Source organism: Klebsiella sp. 10-1 (genome assembly GCF_009758445.1).
Lineage (GTDB): Bacteria > Pseudomonadota > Gammaproteobacteria > Enterobacterales > Enterobacteriaceae > Klebsiella > Klebsiella scottii.
In genome coordinates this window covers 461,660-479,129 of sequence record NZ_WQRE01000003.1, presented here as the reverse complement: position 1 = coordinate 479,129, position 17,470 = coordinate 461,660, and the positions used below count along the sequence as shown (strand labels likewise).

General features: G+C 55.4%; 13 protein-coding genes. 6 read left to right on the top strand and 7 right to left on the bottom strand.

All coding sequences use genetic code 11. From position 1 onward, the window contains the following. Window positions 1-810: 810 nt before the first annotated feature. Window positions 811-1,440, bottom strand: a complete 630-nt coding sequence (locus tag GO007_RS14130; RefSeq protein ID WP_095100883.1) for a phosphatase PAP2 family protein — start codon at window positions 1,438-1,440, stop codon at window positions 811-813. 461 nt (window positions 1,441-1,901) lie between these two features. Then, on the bottom strand, window positions 1,902-2,792 hold the full coding sequence (gene galF, locus GO007_RS14125) for a UTP--glucose-1-phosphate uridylyltransferase GalF (protein WP_095100881.1): 891 nt from the start codon (window positions 2,790-2,792) through the stop codon (window positions 1,902-1,904). Between the two features lie 893 nt (window positions 2,793-3,685). On the opposite strand from galF, the gene GO007_RS14120 reads away from it, so the two are divergent. Then, complete coding sequence (locus GO007_RS14120; protein ID WP_095101363.1) at window positions 3,686-5,272, top strand: TerC family protein; 1,587 nt, start codon at window positions 3,686-3,688, stop codon at window positions 5,270-5,272. Window positions 5,273-5,384: 112 nt separating this feature from the next. Here GO007_RS14120 and asmA read toward each other — a convergent pair whose 3' ends face one another. The 4 genes from asmA to alkA all read right to left on the bottom strand — a co-directional run bounded on the left by asmA (window position 5,385) and on the right by alkA (window position 9,659). Next, window positions 5,385-7,232, bottom strand: a complete 1,848-nt coding sequence (asmA, locus tag GO007_RS14115; protein WP_095100879.1) for an outer membrane assembly protein AsmA — start codon at window positions 7,230-7,232, stop codon at window positions 5,385-5,387. A gap of 27 nt (window positions 7,233-7,259) precedes the next feature. Then, complete coding sequence (dcd, locus tag GO007_RS14110; protein WP_045855745.1) at window positions 7,260-7,841, bottom strand: dCTP deaminase; 582 nt, start codon at window positions 7,839-7,841, stop codon at window positions 7,260-7,262. 90 nt (window positions 7,842-7,931) lie between these two features. After that, window positions 7,932-8,573, bottom strand: a complete 642-nt coding sequence (gene udk / locus GO007_RS14105; protein ID WP_041146397.1) for a uridine kinase — start codon at window positions 8,571-8,573, stop codon at window positions 7,932-7,934. Between the two features lie 237 nt (window positions 8,574-8,810). Continuing rightward, window positions 8,811-9,659, bottom strand: a complete 849-nt coding sequence (gene alkA, locus GO007_RS14100; protein WP_095100877.1) for a DNA-3-methyladenine glycosylase 2 — start codon at window positions 9,657-9,659, stop codon at window positions 8,811-8,813. 135 nt (window positions 9,660-9,794) lie between these two features. Here alkA and yegD point away from each other — a divergent pair, with 135 nt between their 5' ends. From yegD to GO007_RS14075, 5 genes are all read left to right on the top strand, one after another. Beyond that, window positions 9,795-11,147 carry a molecular chaperone gene (gene yegD, locus GO007_RS14095; protein ID WP_095100875.1) on the top strand — a complete coding sequence of 451 codons (1,353 nt, stop codon included), beginning with the start codon at window positions 9,795-9,797 and terminating at the stop codon, window positions 11,145-11,147. Between the two features lie 442 nt (window positions 11,148-11,589). Further along, window positions 11,590-13,557, top strand: coding sequence for a sensor histidine kinase (locus GO007_RS14090; RefSeq protein ID WP_370525564.1), 1,968 nt, complete (start codon window positions 11,590-11,592; stop codon window positions 13,555-13,557). Next, window positions 13,554-14,252, top strand: coding sequence for a response regulator transcription factor (locus GO007_RS14085; RefSeq protein WP_095100873.1), 699 nt, complete (start codon window positions 13,554-13,556; stop codon window positions 14,250-14,252). Before GO007_RS14090 ends, GO007_RS14085 begins: the two co-directional genes overlap by 4 nt. Before the next feature lie 385 nt (window positions 14,253-14,637). Continuing rightward, complete coding sequence (locus GO007_RS14080; RefSeq protein WP_143350169.1) at window positions 14,638-14,769, top strand: small membrane protein; 132 nt, start codon at window positions 14,638-14,640, stop codon at window positions 14,767-14,769. Between the two features lie 169 nt (window positions 14,770-14,938). Continuing rightward, window positions 14,939-15,556, top strand: coding sequence for a helix-turn-helix domain-containing protein (locus GO007_RS14075; RefSeq protein ID WP_095100871.1), 618 nt, complete (start codon window positions 14,939-14,941; stop codon window positions 15,554-15,556). Between the two features lie 311 nt (window positions 15,557-15,867). Here GO007_RS14075 and GO007_RS14070 read toward each other — a convergent pair whose 3' ends face one another. After that, window positions 15,868-17,136: a dicarboxylate/amino acid:cation symporter gene (locus GO007_RS14070; RefSeq protein ID WP_095100869.1), complete on the bottom strand. Its 1,269-nt coding sequence runs from the start codon at window positions 17,134-17,136 to the stop codon at window positions 15,868-15,870. Window positions 17,137-17,470: the final 334 nt, after the last annotated feature.

Sequence of the window (17,470 nt, the reverse complement as noted above, 5' to 3'; positions counted from 1 at the left end):
AGCAAAAAAAAGCGCGTAGCGCTATCTGGAACTATTCTTTTATGTGTTTGGTCTGACTGACATGTCGTTTCAGACAGCAACTGGCGCTCTTTGAAAGCGACTCAGTATATCCAGGTAGTCAGGATATTCACCTGCTGAGGCAGGTTTTAGGAATTTGGAACGTCTAAAGAAGGTTATACTGAAAGGATTCGAGTACATTTGGAAACGCTACCGCCCTTGGCTTAACAGCTACCAATGCACTGTACTTCCTTTTTAAGCCAATTGACCGACTTCATGTCCGTCGAATAATTAATCACTTACTATAATTTCAGCGCCATCAAGTTTACGAGATTCTGCCGTTAAATGGGAGAGCAAATGAAAATTATTCACTCATTAAAAGCCTTCTCCGCCGACGCAAAAAGCAAACGCACTCCTGGCAATAAGATTATTAAGCCGCGCCATAGAGTTTGTTAATTTAACACTATCACTATCAAGCCGATCGCGTAACATATTGTTTTTAAAAGAATTTATAAAAAACGCGCTCTACGCAATTCTTTCGTTATGCATCCCGGTCAACTACAAAATTTAATAGATTTTGTTTGGTTATTATACTTGACAAGTTTAATTTAAAATCAGACGGTAATCTTATCGTTCTATTTAGGAATCATCTCACAAGCATTATAAAAATCATGGGTATCGCTCAGGATGTAGTAACAGTTATTTATTTCATGAATATGAATCAGCTTCAACCCGCTTAATCAAGCTGTAATCATCATGATGCTAACGCTATCTCTGATATTGAGCGATGACCGCCAGCTCAACGCCATGTTTTTAATAAAAGCGCTTATGCAGATCCGCACGGGTAAAGGGCTTTTCCAGAGGACCAATCTTCATCGCAATCTCCCCCAGTAAAGACTGAGTTGGCGCCTTTACGCCGGTATTAAGCAGCAACACGGGGATCAAAATCACGCTGAGTAACCCACTCAACGAAAGCTGTACATTCCCTGCACGCGATGTCCGCGATTGCAGCAGGAGGAATAATGCGCTGCCGCTCGCGCCGAGCAGCAGGCCGGCGAGCACTTCCGAGGTGGAGTGGGCATGAATCATTAATCTGGAGTAACCCACCAGCGCCGCCAGGGCATAACCAATCACGACGGCAGCGCGACGAATCCCAGCCGTAGCTCGTGCACAGAGAAGCCATATGAAAATCGGCCAAAATGCCGCAGATAGTGCGGTGTGTCCGCTAAAACCGGTAAAGTCGAGCTCTCGGATACCGATGCCCCAGCCCATAAAGGCCAGTTTGGATGCGCTAACGATAGCGCCAGTGATACCGAACAAGAGTGCCCACTGATAGGCCACCTGCCGGGATGGTGCGCGCAGAAACAAAACAATCAACAGTGCCGCCGCGCTGGGTAACAGCACGGTGCTATCGCCAAAAAAAGAGACAAATTGCCAGCTCATTTACTTTTCATCCTTTGACGATATCTCCTGTTCATCGCGTTTTTCCACTGTTTTTATGTGGGAATGCATATCCATAAACTTCACATTTTTATGCATTCATAATCGTTGTTTAATGCGTAAGTATGATCTCAGTCAAGTTTTATTTTTTTGTCTCCACCGGAATCACGCTTCTGTTTTGAGAATAATCTTAGTAAGTAACTCTTCATTAAGATTAAATTCTGCTCGTCTGACCATTACGCCATCTTACCGTTATCCGCGTGCAGCGTATTCTACTTCACGGATTTAGGGACAATTCATTGAAACACTTATCTAAAAAACCTAACGCATTGATATTTTTAATTTTGTAGATAATCATTCCTTTCAGGTTTAGCGATTGCAAACCGGCTACAGAAGCAACGAAGGACTCACCCTCATAATTATGCTTCCGTAGACCGATATTTTAGGCTGTCGCCGTCACACCGTTAAGCCAGAAGCTTCTTAATGCTCTCGCGGAATTTGTTGCCTTCTTTATGGTTACGCAGCCCGTAATTAACGAATGCCTGCATATATCCCATCTTCTTACCGCAATCGTAGCTCTCGCCGGTCATCAGCATGGCGTCAACGGACTGCTTTTTCGCCAGCGCTGCGATAGCATCCGTTAACTGAATGCGGCCCCAGGCGCCCGGTTCAGTGCGCTCCAGCTCACTCCAGACGTCGGCGGACAGAACGTAACGTCCTACGGCCATCAGGTCAGAGTCGAGGGTCTGTGGTTCATCCGGCTTCTCGATAAACTCCATAATGCGGCCAATCTGCCCTTCCGTTTCCAGCGGTTCACGGGTCTGTATAACCGAATACTCGGCCAGATCGCCGGTCATTCTCTTCGCCAGAACCTGGCTACGCCCCGTTTCATTAAAGCGGGCAACCATTGCAGCAAGGTTGTAGCGCAGCGGATCGGCGCTGGCATCGTCTAATACGATATCCGGCAGCACGACCACAAACGGGTTATCGCCAACCAGCGGGCGCGCGCAAAGGATAGAGTGGCCTAAACCAAGCTGCTGCCCCTGACGTACGTTCATAATCGTGACGCCCGGCGGGCAAATAGCCTGCACCTCGGCCAACAGCTGGCGTTTTACACGCTGTTCAAGCAGCGCTTCCAGCTCGTAGGAGGTGTCAAAATGGTTTTCAACTGCATTCTTGGATGAATGGGTAACCAGCACGATTTCCTTGATGCCGGCGGCAACAATTTCGTCAACAATGTACTGAACCATAGGTTTATCGACGATCGGCAGCATCTCTTTGGGGATCGCCTTGGTGGCCGGTAACATATGCATACCTAACCCTGCTACCGGAATAACCGCTTTCAAACTCGCCATTCTCATATCCATCCGTAAGTTATAGATCTTTCTATGCCTGTCAGACCGCATGTATCAACGGCATTTATTCCTGATAATACATGTTTGCGACCAGCCCGACTTCCCGTCAAATTCTGAATTTACGCGTTTAACCAGAGAATACACTTAAAGTATGGCAGCCGACAGGCCGATTTAAGAAAATTCTTATGCCATTTATTTCGTAGGATCGCAAGATGCGCTCATCATGACCCATCCGACTTATCTGTCCATCCTCACGCATAAGACGAAGCTATGTATTTATAAACATATAGCTATTACAACAAGTTGATATTTATGACTAATTTATCATCACCAGCAGGCAAACCGACTCGCCAGATAGCGCTCAGCGCTCAGCGCTCAGGCAAAATGAGCGTTAAGATTGGATATTTTGAATATATTATCCATATACCTGAGCAGCCGATACGCCATCTGTTGATATATAAATCTATCAACATCCTCATATATAAACGGATATGTCACAAGCCACGCGATTAGGTAGTTGGAAAAACTACCCACCCGCCTGATACGGCAAAATAGCGCCTGTTCTTCGTACCGCGCGTCATGCGATAGTGCTGGCGGTAACCAGCAGAGAGACTGCGATATAACGCCTTCGCCGTTCAGGGTAACAATAACCCACCGCCTGGCTGCGCTCCTGATTTCACTAGCTTATAAGTAAGTTAATTCGCATAAATATAAGCCATACCGTTTATATTTTACCCGGTGAAATATTCATCACGATTACTTTTATTTGTATCAAACCTCAGCGACGGCGGGGCCTCAGGGCCCGTATACGGAATAATTCGAGTTGCAATTTAGCAGTCGCTTATCCATGATCGACCTATGGCACGCTTATGTTGTAAAGGTTTTAACGAATGATGGAATGGATTGCCGACCCCTCAATCTGGGCCGGTCTGGTAACGCTTGTCGTTATTGAACTGGTGCTCGGGATTGATAACCTGGTGTTTATCGCGATTCTTGCCGAAAAACTTCCCCCTGCCCAGCGCGACCGCGCTCGCGTCATTGGCCTGCTGCTGGCCATGCTGATGCGTCTCCTGCTGCTGGCATCGATATCCTGGCTGGTCACCCTGACAAAACCGCTGTTCACCTTTCATGATCTCAGCTTCAGCGCCCGCGACCTGATCATGCTGTTTGGCGGATTATTTTTATTGTTTAAGGCCACGGTTGAGCTTAACGAACGCCTCGAAGGCAAGGACAGCGATAATCCGGTTCAACGCAAAGGAGCGCGGTTCTGGGGCGTGGTGGCGCAGATTGTGGTGCTGGATGCCATCTTCTCGCTCGACTCGGTGATTACCGCGGTCGGGATGGTGGATCATCTGGCGGTGATGATGGCGGCGGTGGTTATCGCCATGAGCTTGATGCTGCTTGCCAGCAAAGCGTTAACCCGCTTTGTTAACAGCCACCCGACTATCGTTATCCTGTGCCTTAGCTTCCTGTTAATGATCGGCTTTAGCCTGATCGCCGAAGGTTTTGGCTTCCCAATCCCGAAAGGTTATCTGTACGCGGCGATCGGCTTCTCCGTGATAATCGAATCGCTAAACCAGCTGGCGCTGTTCAATCGCCGTCGTTTCCTGTCGGCTAATCTGACGCTGCGCCAGCGAACCACGGAAGCGGTAATGAGCCTGCTGAGCGGGCATAAGGAAAACGCCGAGCTGAATACGGACACCTCAGCGCTAATCGTCAATCAGGAAGACGGTCCTCTGTTCAACCCTCAGGAGCGCCGGATGATTGAGCGGGTGCTTAATCTCAACCAGCGTACCGTCAGCAGCATCATGACCTCGCGCCATGATATTGAGCATATCGATCTCAGCGCGCCGGAAGCCGAGATCCGCGCGCTGCTGGAGAAAAACCAGCATACCCGGCTGGTGGTTACCGGCGGGAAAAATGACGAAGACCTGCTTGGCGTGGTGCACGTTATCGACCTGCTCCAGCAGTCGCTGCGCCACGAGCCGCTCGACCTGCACGTTCTGCTACGCCAGCCGCTGGTCTTCCCCGAAACGCTGCCGCTGCTTCCAGCCCTCGAGCAGTTTCGTCATGCCCGTACCCACTTTGCCTTCGTGGTCGATGAATTCGGCTCCGTTGAAGGGCTGGTGACGCTCAGCGACGTGATGGAAACTATTGCCGGTAATCTGCCGAATGAGGCGGAAGAGATTGATGCCCGCCACGATATTACCCGGGACCCTGACGGCAGCTGGACGGTCAACGGCCATATGCCGCTCGAAGATTTAGTGCAGTACGTTCCCCTGCCGCTCGATGATAAACGCGAATATCACACCATAGCCGGCCTGCTGATGGAGTATCTGCAGCATGTGCCTGAAGCCGGAGAAGAGGTTAAGATTGGCGATTACATTCTGCGTACCCTGCAGGTCGAAAGCCACCGGGTGCAGAAGGTGCAGATTATCCCACCGCCAGTGCAGGACGATGAGCTGAGTTACGAAGTGTAGGATGATGACCTTCCCCGGTAGCGCAGCGCTCGCCGGGGCTTCGGGTTAGCGCAGGGCGCGTAGCCCGGACAAGCATCGCGCCATCCGGGTTCGTCTTCAGGCCCTGCCGCGGTCAAAGCTTATCGAGCAGCTTCTTCACGTCTTTGCCGTCCTGGCTGTTCTTATTGCGTTCAACCCAATCGTTCAGGCGCTGCCTGGCCTCATCCTGCAGCTGTTTACGCAGAATCTGGTCAACCTGCAGGCTGTAGCTCAGCGCCTGCCATTTACCGTAGATTCGCAGCGGAATAGCCGTCTGTTTGAGTTTGTCGATTAGCTTGCCCTCGCCTTTCCAGCCGCCAAGCACGCGGACGTTAAAGCGCATATCGCAATCTTCTTTCAGCAGATTCAGGCTACCCTGCCCGCTTAGCGCCATCAGCTCGGACTGCCCCTGCATACTCTTGAGCGTCACCTCGCCGCTATCCAGCAGCAGGTCGCTGCTCATGGAATCGAGGCGGGTGGCGTTATCGTAGTTCTCCTGCGCCTGCACGTTGGTGCTTCGCGCAACGGCCTGCTGCACCAGCTGCTGGAAATTGAGCCCTTCGGTGCGGGTATCGCTCATTTGCAGATGCGCCTGCCCCTGCCAGTTACGGCGGAAGTCGTCGGCATCAATGCGCTGGCCGGAAAAATCACCGGCCAGAGAGAGCTTGCCGGTAAGATTCAACGAGTAGTTAAAGGCATTGAGAATGGTCGCAATCTCGACATTATCGAGTTTTGGCTGGAACGATGCCTCTGCGGTATCCGTGCGCGCATCCAGCGTGCCGGGCAGAGAGATAAGCCCGCCGTCGAGCTCGCCCTGCAGCTGATTAATCGTCACCAGCCCCTGCTGGTTGCTGATATCGCTCTTAACCTGGGTAAAATTCATTCCCCGCCACTGCAGGCGATCCGCGGTCAACGCCATATGCGCGCTGAAGCCGCGCAGGCTATCGTAATCTTGCTGAATGTCGCTATCGGCAATCACCGGACGCATCTGCCGCGGCTGGCTTTGACCCCGCTGGCTTGCCGAGCTATCGCCGGCGGCATCGGTATGCGTCAGCAGGCTGTCGAGGTTAAGCGTACTGGCATGGAGATTAAGCTTCCAGTCGGCCTGCTCGCCAAGCACCACGCTGGCATTGCCGGAAATCACGCTGCCGTTAGCCGTCAGGTTCAGCTTATCAAAGCTGAGCATTTTCCGATCCTCAAGCCAGCTGGCCTGCAGGCTGCCCTGACCGCTGATACCGTTAGCCGGCAGCTCTGCGCCGCGCAGCTGCCAGTTAAGCTGAGAAATTTCTGCCTGCAGGGAGTGCGGATAATCGCCGCCCTGCACCTGGGCGGAGAAGGAGAGCGCCAGATCGCGCTGATCGCGATTGACCCGCCCGGAGAAATCGAGCGTCGCGTGATGATTTTGATCCTGATCCATCTGCAGACGGATATCGCGCACCGTCACCTGCTCGCCGCTTTCATGCTGGAAGAACAGCACGCTGTCGACAACCTTCAGCTGCCGCACGTCATATGACCAGCCGCTGTCTTCCGACACCTGCGGCAGCGTATTGTCATGCGGAACCACCGGCGCATTCAGATCGCGCACCGCTTCAGTTTCCGGCGTCAGCTGGATAACCGCGCCCTTGAGCATCACCTGCTTAACCTGCAGCTGGTGGGAAATCAGCGGCAGCAGAGCCACGTCAAGGCGCATATTGTCCGCGCGCACGACCGGTTCGTCAGCCCCGGGCGCCGTCAGCGTCATGCGCCCGGAGAGAATGCTCAGCTGCGGCCAGACGTGCCAGCGCAGCGGGCCATCGAGTTTGAGCTGATAACCGCTACGCTCCGCTACCTTGTGCACCATATAGGCGCGAAAATCATTGGGATTGACCAGCAATACCAATGCGGTAAGCCCGGCGACAACTACCGCCAGTAAGATCATCAGCGTCGTCAGAATTCGTCTCATGGCACCCTCAGCAAGCCGCTTACGTTATCAATCCTTGTCGATTCGACTCGCCACCGCGCCCTGCTGGTCGCGATATTTGGCGTCTTCACGGCGGTTATAAGGACGGGCCGCCGGGCCGGATAGCGGTTCAAAACTCAGCGCGCCGATCGGCATCCCCGGACGCAGGGCCAGCGGCAGCTTGCCGGAGTTATAGAACTCAAGCACGATGCAGCCTGACCAGCCCGGATCGATACGGTGCGCGGTTACGTGGACCATCAGTCCCAGACGCGCCAGCGACGAACGGCCGTCCAGCCAGCCCACCAGATCCGCAGGCAGGGTGACCGACTCAAAGGTTACCGCCAGCGCCAGCTCGCCCGGATGCAGATAGAACGCTTCGCCTTCCGGCAGCACGATCTCTTCGCTCATCACGCGATCCAGCGCCGCGGTCACTTCCGCCTTCGGCCCGCTCAGGTCGATAAACGGCGCCGTGTGGCCGCGAAAGGTGCGGAACTTATTGCCCAGACGGACATCGACGGTCGCGCCATTAATGCGCTCAACGGGCGGACGCGGGCTGATGGATAGCCGGCCCTCATCCAACCAGGCTTCTATATCTCGGTCGCACAGACGCATGAGCTTTCTCCTTTAAGGCATCGCGCCCTCACACCTTCCGGGGATAAGGGCAATATGGGTTCTCTTTGCACGTTACACAATTCGTTAGTGTTATTCAAAGAACTGGCTGATCTTGGCCTTCAGAATATCAATCGCAATGCGGTTCTTACCGCCACGAGGCACAATGATGTCGGCATACTGCTTGGAAGGGTCAATAAACTGCAGGAACATCGGACGAACGGTTTTCTGATACTGCGCCATCACCGAATCCATCGAGCGGCCGCGTTCGTTAACATCACGCTTAATGCGCCGCATCAGGCAGATATCCAGCGGCGTATCGACGAAGATGGAAAAGTTTAATTCATTGCGTAAACGCACGTCGGTCAGGAGTAAAATCCCCTCAAGGATAATCACTTTCTTCGGCTCGATATGGATCGTTTCCGGCATACGCGTGTGCTCAACGTAGCTGTAAACCGGTAGTTCAATCGGCTGGCCGCTTTTCAGCATCTGCAGGTGCTGGAACAGCAGACTATGGTCCATCGAGCTGGGATGGTCATAGTTCGTTTTAACCCGCTCTTCCATCGACAAATGACCTTGATCTTTGTAGTAGCTGTCTTCCGGAATAACGCCGATATGCTCGTCGCCAACCTGCTCGCGTAATTCGCGATAAAGCGTGCTGGCAATAAGACTTTTTCCCGAAGCCGATGCGCCGGCAATACCTATAATGACGCACTGATGAGACGTATCAGTCATAACTTTTTGCGACCTGATTAACCTGGATGTATATACACATCATCCTGCAAACTGCCCGGCGTTAGCTGCGTCGTGCGCTCCGGTCGCTGACTTTAGCCAGCTTCCGGGGATTCACTTCCCCGTCGCCTTGACGTATCTCGGATGATTTTATGTACAGGAAGGGTGACGTTTTAGCGTCAAACGCGGCAATTATAGGGGCTTCAGCGCGGCGATACCAGCGCTATGCGCCCCGTTAGGCTATTCCGCCGCCGGGCTCCACCCTTCGGTGTACCAGATGTGCAGCAGCGCATAGGATCGCCACGGCTGCCAGCGGCTGGCATAGCGAGCGATGCGCGCCGGCGTCATGTCGGGGAAGCGCTGCTTAATCAGGTAATCATCCGCGAGGAAAATATCCTTCGCCTGCCAGCCGCGCAGGGCGAAGTAGCTCGCGGTCCAGCGGCCAATACCCGGCAGGGTTTGCAGCTGCTTCATCCCTGCAGCGATATCGGGCGGCGCCGCCAGCGGCAGGTCGCCGCTGATGGCTGCCTGCGCCAGGTGAACCAGCGCCTCGGCGCGCCGCAGAGGCATACCCAGCGCCTTCAGCGCCTGCGGATCGGCCTGCGCCAGCCGCTGCGGCGACGGAAAAAGAAAATATCCCGGCGCCTGGGCCAGCGGCTCGCCGAAGGCTGCCGCCACCTTCGCCGTCAGCCTGGCCGCCATCGCCACGCTAACCAGCTGCCCCAGCACCGCCCGAACCGCCTGCTCGAAGGCATCGAGGCAGCCGGGTAAGCGCAGACCCGGCCGCGCCAGCGCCAGCGGGCCCAGCGCGTGCATAATCTGCTGCGGGTCGCAGGCGAGGTCAAACATGCGCGCCACGCGCCGCAGACACTCATCCGCGACCGGCAGCAGCCCCTCGGATAGCGTCACCCGCAGCCCCTGCGCGATAGCGTCCGGCGCGATCGTTATCAGCCCGCGGTGCCCTGCCAGAGAGAAGCTGCGGGTATAGCGCCCTTCGCTAAAGGTTTCGATTCCCTGAACAGCGCGGGCGCCGAGAAAACCGAGTATCCACTCCCCGTCGTAGGGCGGGTGCCAGGGTAATAGCGTCATAATTTCTCCCGATGAATTGCCTCAATGATAGCCGCTCCGCGGATGCCGTACCTTGCTTTTAAATTCCAGTTGTCGCCGTGGCAGCAATCCGCTAAAGTCGCCCCCCTTCTTCACTGGCATGGGGATTTTCAGGTCATGTTTATTGGTTTTGACTACGGAACCGCCAACTGTTCGGTTGCCGTAATGCGCGATAATACTCCGCAGCTGTTAACGCTGGAAAACGGCAGCAAGCTGCTGCCTTCAATGCTCTCTGCGCCGACCCGCGAAGCGGTCAGCGAGTGGCTCTACCGGCATCATAGCGTCCCGACCAACGGTGATGAAAATCAGGCGCTGCTGCGCCGCGCGATGAACTTTAACCGCGAGGAAGATATCGAGGTTCTCGACAACAGCGTGCAGTTTGGCCTTGCCTCCCTGCATCAGTACGTCGATGACCCGGAGGAAGTGTACTTCGTCAAATCGCCGAAATCCTTCCTCGGGGCCAGCGGCCTGAAGCCGCAGCAGGTCGCGCTGTTTGAAGATCTGGTCTGCGCCATGATGGTCCATATTAAGCAGCAGGCGCAAACCCAGCTGGCGGAAACCATCGACCAGGCGGTCATCGGGCGGCCGATTAACTTTCAGGGCCTCGGCGGCGATGAGGCTAACGCCCAGGCGCAGGGGATCCTCGAACGCGCGGCGCAGCGTGCCGGGTTCCGCGACGTGGTGTTTCAGTTTGAGCCGGTTGCCGCAGGGCTGGATTTCGAAGCCACGCTCAGCGCGGAAAAACGCGTGCTGGTTGTCGATATCGGCGGCGGTACGACCGACTGTTCGCTGCTGCTGATGGGCCCGGAGTGGCGTCAGAAGGCCGATCGCCAGCAAAGCCTGCTGGGACACAGCGGCTGTCGCGTCGGCGGGAACGATCTTGATATCGCGCTCGCCTTTAAATGCCTGATGCCGCTGCTCGGCATGGGCGGCGAAACCGAAAAAGGGATTGCCCTGCCGGTTCTGCCGTGGTGGAACGCGGTGGCGATTAACGACGTCCCGGCGCAAACGGATTTCTACAGCAGCGCCAACGGCAGGCTGCTGAACGATTTAGTCCGCGATGCCCGCGATGGCGAGAAGGTCGCGCTGCTGACCAAGGTGTGGCGCCAGCGCCTCGGCTATCGCCTGGTACGCGGCGCCGAAGAGAGCAAGATTGCCCTCTCCGCGCAGGATAGCGTCACCGCCGGACTACCGTTTATCAGCGCCGACCTGGCGACGGCCATCAGCCAGCAGGGTCTGGAAGCCGCGCTGAATCAGCCGCTGGCGCGCATCATGGAGCAGGTTCAGCTCGCGCTGGACAGCAGCAGCGAAACGCCGGACGTCATCTATCTGACCGGCGGCAGCGCCCGCTCCCCGCTGATTAAGAAAGCGCTGGCGGCCCATCTGCCGGGCATTCCTGTTGCCGGTGGCGATGATTTTGGCTCGGTCACCGCCGGTCTGGCCCGCTGGGCGCAGGTGGTCTTTAGCTAACCCCGCTGCGGGCGGCCGGACTTTCGGCCGCCCTGTCATCGAACATTATCATTTATTAATATGCGGCGGCTTAGCGCCTGGTACGGACAGCGGTAAATAATTCTGCTGCCGGTAGCGGACATATCGGCGGCTAAAAAGAGATATCCTCAGCCCGCCCGGGCGCCTGCTATCACAAAATGCTCTCTCCCGTCCTCTTCCATTCGTGATATACCCTATGGCGTAAACCCGCGCAGCTGGCGCGAGGGTTCCGGCCCGTCATGATAAAGAGAAATGACGAACTGAAATAAAGCTGGAATATTCTCTGTCGGGTCAGCAAAATGTTTTCGCGTCTGAACCTCTGCACTTTTCCCCGGGATACCGGCGGATTTACGCTGCCGGTTATTCACTGTCGCGCTATTTAAAATACCGTTATCAATGCCGCAAGGGGGCGTGATTGGATCGCGTGTGCGCTATTTTTGCTACGGCTAAGCCGGTAGCCTGGTTCAGGTGCCTTTTTTTAGTCTGCTGCGGCGTATTTAGCTATCTCCAGGCGATGGCGCCGGCTCATGCTGAATCCCGCCAGCTGGGGATCGATATTCCCCTCTACTGGTTCGTCGACGCCGGCGGCCAGATGACGGTGGATACCTTCGCCTCACTGCCGGAGAGCGATCTGCAGCCGCTGCGCAAAATCCCCTCCTTTGGCTACTCGCGCAAAGCCTGGTGGCTCAAGGCCACCTTACCGGCCTCTTACTTCGCCGGCCAGCCGCGCTGGCTGCAGGTTGGCCCATCCTTTGTCGATAACCTGACGGTCTTCTACCGCCCGGCCGGCAGCGCTACGCCCTGGATTCGCAAGACGTTCGGCGACCATGCTCCGGCCAGGGAGAGCGATATCGACTATCGCGAAAGCGTACTGATTTTTCCGCCGCCCCCGGGACCTGCGGGATACGAGGTGGTTTTCCATCTCCAGAGCAGCAGCACCCTGATCCTGCTGGCGACCCTCTCTTCCCCCGAGGAGTTCGTACAGGCCGCCACCATTGATACCGCCTTCTGGAGCTTCTATTTCGGCCTTGCCATTATTGCCAGCGGCATTGCCCTGTGGCTGGCCATCGCGCTGCGCCGCCGCCTGCTGTGGGGGATCTGCCTCTTCTCCCTCAACTACCCGCTGGTTGCGGCGCTGCACGGCTACCCGGAGTGGCTATTCGGCCAGGCGGTGCTGCCCGTTCAGGACTACATGATCAGCTGCCTGTCGCTGCTCAGCTACGCCACCGCCCTGTGGCTGCATGGCGAAGTGTTCGACCTGAAGAAGAATATGCCCAGGCTGTATCGGCTGCTGCTGCTGGCGGTGGGTTTGAACGTCGTGCTCCAGCTCAGCATTCCGCTGGGCTTTTACGGGCTGGCGATGCAGATTGAGGCCGGGATCTTCCTTATTGCCTCCCCGGTGCTGCTGACAACCTCGTGGATGCTGTGGCGGCGCAAAGCGATCGACTTAAATACGCTGCTCCTTGGCCTGCTGCCGCCGGTCTACGTCGCCTCGGCGGCGCTGGTATTGCTCTCGATACACGGCATCATTCCCTATCATCAGGCGATTTACTCCGCCTGGCAGTACGCGCTGATCGTCCATATCATCACCGTACTGATCATCGCCGTGCTGCGGGTTCGCGCGGAAAACCGCAGGCTGTTGCAGAAACAGCAGCTGGCGCGGGAGCTGCGCATCGAGCGCGAAGCCAGCTTTCATCAGCGCCAGTTTATGGGCATGGTGGCACATGAATTCAGAACACCGCTGGCGATTATCCAGGCCGCGCTGGAAAACCTACGCCTGTGCGCCGCCACGCAGGCGCAGGCGCCCCGGCTGGATCGGATGCAGCGGGCGACCACCCGCCTCGTGCAGCTCACCGATAACTGCCTGGCCGATGCCCGGCTCTCCTCTGACGCTCTCTCCGTCGATAAACAGGACGCGGCGCTGCTGCCGGTGATTCAGATGGCGGCGACGGTGGTGGATCTCTCGCTAAAACACAATCTCAAGGTCAGGCTGGAGGGACGTCTGGTAACGCCCGACGACCACTCGCCGGTGCTTTTTATTGATAGCGGCCTGCTGTGCGTGGCGCTGGCCAACCTGCTCGACAATTCGGTGAAGTACGCCTCCTCCGGCGAAATTGGAATCGATATCGCGCAAAAGGAGCGGCACTTCGAGATCAGGATCCGCGACCAGGGCCCGGGCATTGCCGTCGAGGAGATCGAGCTTATTTTTGAGCGCTACCGACGCGGCGAAACGCGCGGCGCATCACCGGCCGGCACCGGCCTTGGGCTGTATGTCGCGAGACAAATTGTCCAGGCCCACGGCGGCGATTTATGGCTGGCAGCGAATACGCCAGCCGGCTGCGAATTTGCGTTAACGCTTCCCCTGACAGGACAGCAAAAGGTCAAGTTATGACATTACGTGTGGCTATCATTGAAGATAGCGCTGATTTACTCGATGAACTACTGGCCTTTCTCCGCCACCGCGGATTTGCGGCCTGGGGCGTACGCAGCGCCGAGGCGTTCTGGCGGCAGCTGCACGCTGACCCGGTTGATATTGTATTAATTGATATCGGATTGCCGGGCGAGGATGGCTTCAGCGTGCTGGAGTATCTGCATCAGCTTGGCCAGTTTGGTCTGATAGTCATTACCGCCAGGGGCCACCAGCAGGACAAGCTGCAGGCATTAAACCTCGGCGCGGACTTCTACCTGATTAAACCGGTTAACTTTTCCGACCTCGCAGACACCATCCATGCGCTGGGCGCGCGGCTGAAGGAGCAACAGGCGGTGACGCCTGTTCCGCCGACGCGATTAGCCGACCCGGCGCTCACCTCCCCGTGGACGCTGCAGGCTGAGCGGCTGGTCGCGCCGTCGGGGCTGATCCTTCCGCTGACGCAGCAGGAGTACCGGCTGATGGAGATCCTGATGCGCAACCGGAATGAAGTGTGCAGCAAGGTCGATCTACATGCCTGGCTCTTTACCGACGAAGGCGAACCCGAGCTGCACCGCATCGACGTGGTCATCAGTCGGCTGCGGCACAAGGCGCGGCTGCACGGCATCAGCCTGCCCATCCGGGCCATTTTCGGCAAAGGGCTGGCGTTTCTTTCCTGAGGTCGGTGGGCCGATACTCCCCTTCCCGCGCCATCGTTATTGCCGCTACGTTATTAATTTTTCTGGGGTTGTTAATTTTTTCTCGCTTTTTGAGAGAAATGAGAGAAATGAGACTGACGCCTTGATTAGGAATTTTCTTACACTGATTTTGCGCCATAAAGCGCGGGCTGCCGGTGTGTCCCGTTTATCGAACCGTCTGACAGGCACGGTTCATGGCTACCGGCCCCTGGTAAATATAATGATATAGCCGCCCTGTCTGAAATTGTCGCTGCATTGGCCGCAGCGCAGCATGCAGCGTAGAGCAATATTCATACTTAGCTATTTTTTAGCGCCATATACCAATTAGAACCTGTCCCGGCAGGCTCTTAGAGAAAGGATATTCATAATGACCATGCAAACGGGGTTCGCCCTGCTGCTGTGCATATTTTGTCTTTGTATTTCGGTCTACAGCCTGGTGTCCTATCTGAAGGACCGAAGAAAACAAAAGATTCCGTTTACCAACGGGCGTAAAAAATAACGCCCGCCGGACTTTCGGCAATACTAAAAATAACGCGCCATATAATAAGCGGCAGCGCTAATAAGCCGATGTTGACCCTATTTTTGTGCATAACACACAGCAACCATCGCCTACGCCGGAGGTCCGGTCGCGGAATGGCGTCATGTTGACTTATAAAGGAAGTCGCGCCATGAAAACCATTAATATTGCGCTTAACACTCGCAACACCTTTATCCGGGATGCGCTGGTTTACATAGTGAACGAGCTTACCCGGGATCGCGCCGGCCTCCGGGTGAGTTTCTCCTCACGCAGCGATACGCTGGCGCATGAGGACATCATTTTTTCTGACGTTCTGCCGGGCGAGATCCACCTGTGCAACACGCTGATCAAAAATCGTAAGCCCGCCAGTTCGGTTATTATCCTGCACGGCTACGACACCCTCCCGGAACCGGCATGCATCGTCAACTGCCTGAGGGACGTTATCTTTTTCGCCATCAAATCAGCCAGCGTCGAACAGATGCGAACGATAATAGAAAAAGTGCTGAAGAACGTTGAAAATCCGCCGATAAAATTATTCAAGGACCCCGGGTTAATCTGCAGCCACTGCCCGCACCAAACGCTATCGCGGTCGCAGGTCGCGGTGGCCCACGGTCTTATTCATGGGTTTGATATCGGTAAAATATCCGCCATCAATAAGGTGAGTATCAAAACGACCACCTACCATAAAAGTAAGATCATGGAAAAATACCGCCTCAATAATAACCATGACTTTTTTCAGTTTATGAATTTACTAAGAGAAAGAGGGTAATCGCCGGGGAATATTTGCGACCGAAGGGTAAAAATTAGGAATTTATGGGGTTGTGCAGGGATGCTATTCCTAAAAAAACCGCCGCGCGGAAAAATAGCTTCTCATGCCCGACGAACAGCAGATAACATCAGCGCATCCTCGGTATAAAGGCGCAGCAATGCGTGGTTATACAATAATAACAATGTATTTAGCGGGGAATATTTACTTCGTCACATCGCCCCTTGCGTGCCTGTTAGGGGCATCTTTTTCTATCACCGCGCCCTTCGCGGCAGAAGAAAATACGCGCTCCGGCCAGAGCGCGTATGCTACCGTCAGGCCTGAACGCCCTGAGGCTCCGCCTCCGGCACCTCTTCCTGCAGCTGACCCTCATTTTTCGACAGCATCGCCGTGGCAATACCGTTGCCCAGCACGTTGATGGCGGAACGCCCCATATCGAGGAAATGGTCGATCCCCATCAGCAGCAAAATTCCGGCGACGGGAATATTGAAGCTGGGGATCGTCGCGGCCAGCACCACCAGCGCCGAACGCGGCACCCCGGCAATCCCTTTCGATGCCAGCATCAGCGTCAGCATCATCACCGTAATTTCGCTGAAGCTGAGGTGGATGTTATATGCCTGAGCAATAAACATAGAGGCAAAGGAGCAGTAGACCATCGAGCCGACCAGGTTAAAGGAGTAACCGATGGGCAAAACGAAGGAGACGATATTGCGCGAGCAGCCGAAGCTGACCAGCCGCTCCAGCGTCTTCGGATAGGCCGCTTCGGAGCTGCTGGTGGTAAAGGCGACCAGCACCGGATCCTTAAGCATATTGAGCAGGCGGAAAACCTCTTTTTTCAGCACCATATAGCCCACCGCCATCAGCACCGCGCTGGTGAGCAGCACCGCAACGTAGTAGCCGCCGATAAAAGAGGCATAGTTCAGCAGAATGCCCAGCCCCTGGGAGGCGATAACCGAGGAGATAGCGGCAAAAATCGCCAGCGGAGCCACGTACATCACGTATCCGGTCACCTTAAGCATAATGTGGGAGACCACGTTCAGCGCCGCCACCAGCGGGGCGTTAAACTTCTCCCCCAGCGATGCCCCGGCGATGCCAAAGAACATCGAGAAGACCACGATTTGCAGAATTTCGTTATTGGCCATCGCTTCGGTAATGCTGGTCGGAATGGTATGCGACAGGAAGCCTTTCAGGCTCATCCCGCTGACCGCCAGGCCGGTGTCCACGGACTCTTTGGGGATCGTCAGATTCAGGCCGCTGCCCGGATGCCACAGCGTGACGATCACTAATCCCACCAGAATGGAGAGGATCGAGGAGGTGACAAACCACACCATCGCCTTACCGCCTACGCGGCCGATAGTGGCGGTTTCGCCCAGCCGCATGATGCCGACGGTCAGGGTACTGAAGACCAACGGCGCAATCACCATCTTGATGAGGCGTAAAAACATATCGGTGAAAAGCGTGATGTTCTCAGACCATGCCACGATGGCGGTCTGGGAGGCGTAGGCGTGGATTGCCGCGCCGGAAAGGATCCCCATCAGCATGAAGATAACGATGAAGAGCGTGAGTTTGTTTGCACTAGCCACTAAAATTACCCCTGATTTATGAACCCGTCGCGTTCAGTGTGCATATATTTTTTATTATCGAAGCACACCAAAACATTCGTCGTATAAATTGAATAAAAGCCGCGCCAGTTACAACTCTTTTTTATTTTTTAAATTAAAAGTTGGCAGGATGCTTGATGTGCATCAAGTGCTTAATAATGCACATTCGCTGCATCTTCTCTGCGCGTTGCCGCCGGGCCGCCGTGGAGAAGATGCCCCGGCGGATGGAAAGTTCCAAAGGGGTTCCGTCGATGAGCCTCCCATCGCGGGTTCAGGAGGGGAAAACGCCCGCTCGCCGGCCGCAAAAAATGGCGTC

Excerpts from the sequence above, each read along its gene's own strand:
- asmA (WP_095100879.1), bottom strand. The coding sequence starts at position 7,232 with ATGAGACGAATTCTGACGACGCTGATGATCTTACTGGCGGTAGTTGTC.
- GO007_RS14080 (WP_143350169.1), top strand. The coding sequence starts at position 14,638 with ATGACCATGCAAACGGGGTTCGCCCTGCTGCTGTGCATATTTTGTCTT.
- GO007_RS14075 (WP_095100871.1), top strand. The coding sequence starts at position 14,939 with ATGAAAACCATTAATATTGCGCTTAACACTCGCAACACCTTTATCCGG.
- GO007_RS14120 (WP_095101363.1), top strand. The coding sequence starts at position 3,686 with ATGGAATGGATTGCCGACCCCTCAATCTGGGCCGGTCTGGTAACGCTT.
- udk (WP_041146397.1), bottom strand. The coding sequence starts at position 8,573 with ATGACTGATACGTCTCATCAGTGCGTCATTATAGGTATTGCCGGCGCA.
- dcd (WP_045855745.1), bottom strand. The coding sequence starts at position 7,841 with ATGCGTCTGTGCGACCGAGATATAGAAGCCTGGTTGGATGAGGGCCGG.
- GO007_RS14085 (WP_095100873.1), top strand. The coding sequence starts at position 13,554 with ATGACATTACGTGTGGCTATCATTGAAGATAGCGCTGATTTACTCGAT.
- alkA (WP_095100877.1), bottom strand. The coding sequence starts at position 9,659 with ATGACGCTATTACCCTGGCACCCGCCCTACGACGGGGAGTGGATACTC.
- yegD (WP_095100875.1), top strand. The coding sequence starts at position 9,795 with ATGTTTATTGGTTTTGACTACGGAACCGCCAACTGTTCGGTTGCCGTA.
- galF (WP_095100881.1), bottom strand. The coding sequence starts at position 2,792 with ATGGCGAGTTTGAAAGCGGTTATTCCGGTAGCAGGGTTAGGTATGCAT.
- GO007_RS14130 (WP_095100883.1), bottom strand. The coding sequence starts at position 1,440 with ATGAGCTGGCAATTTGTCTCTTTTTTTGGCGATAGCACCGTGCTGTTA.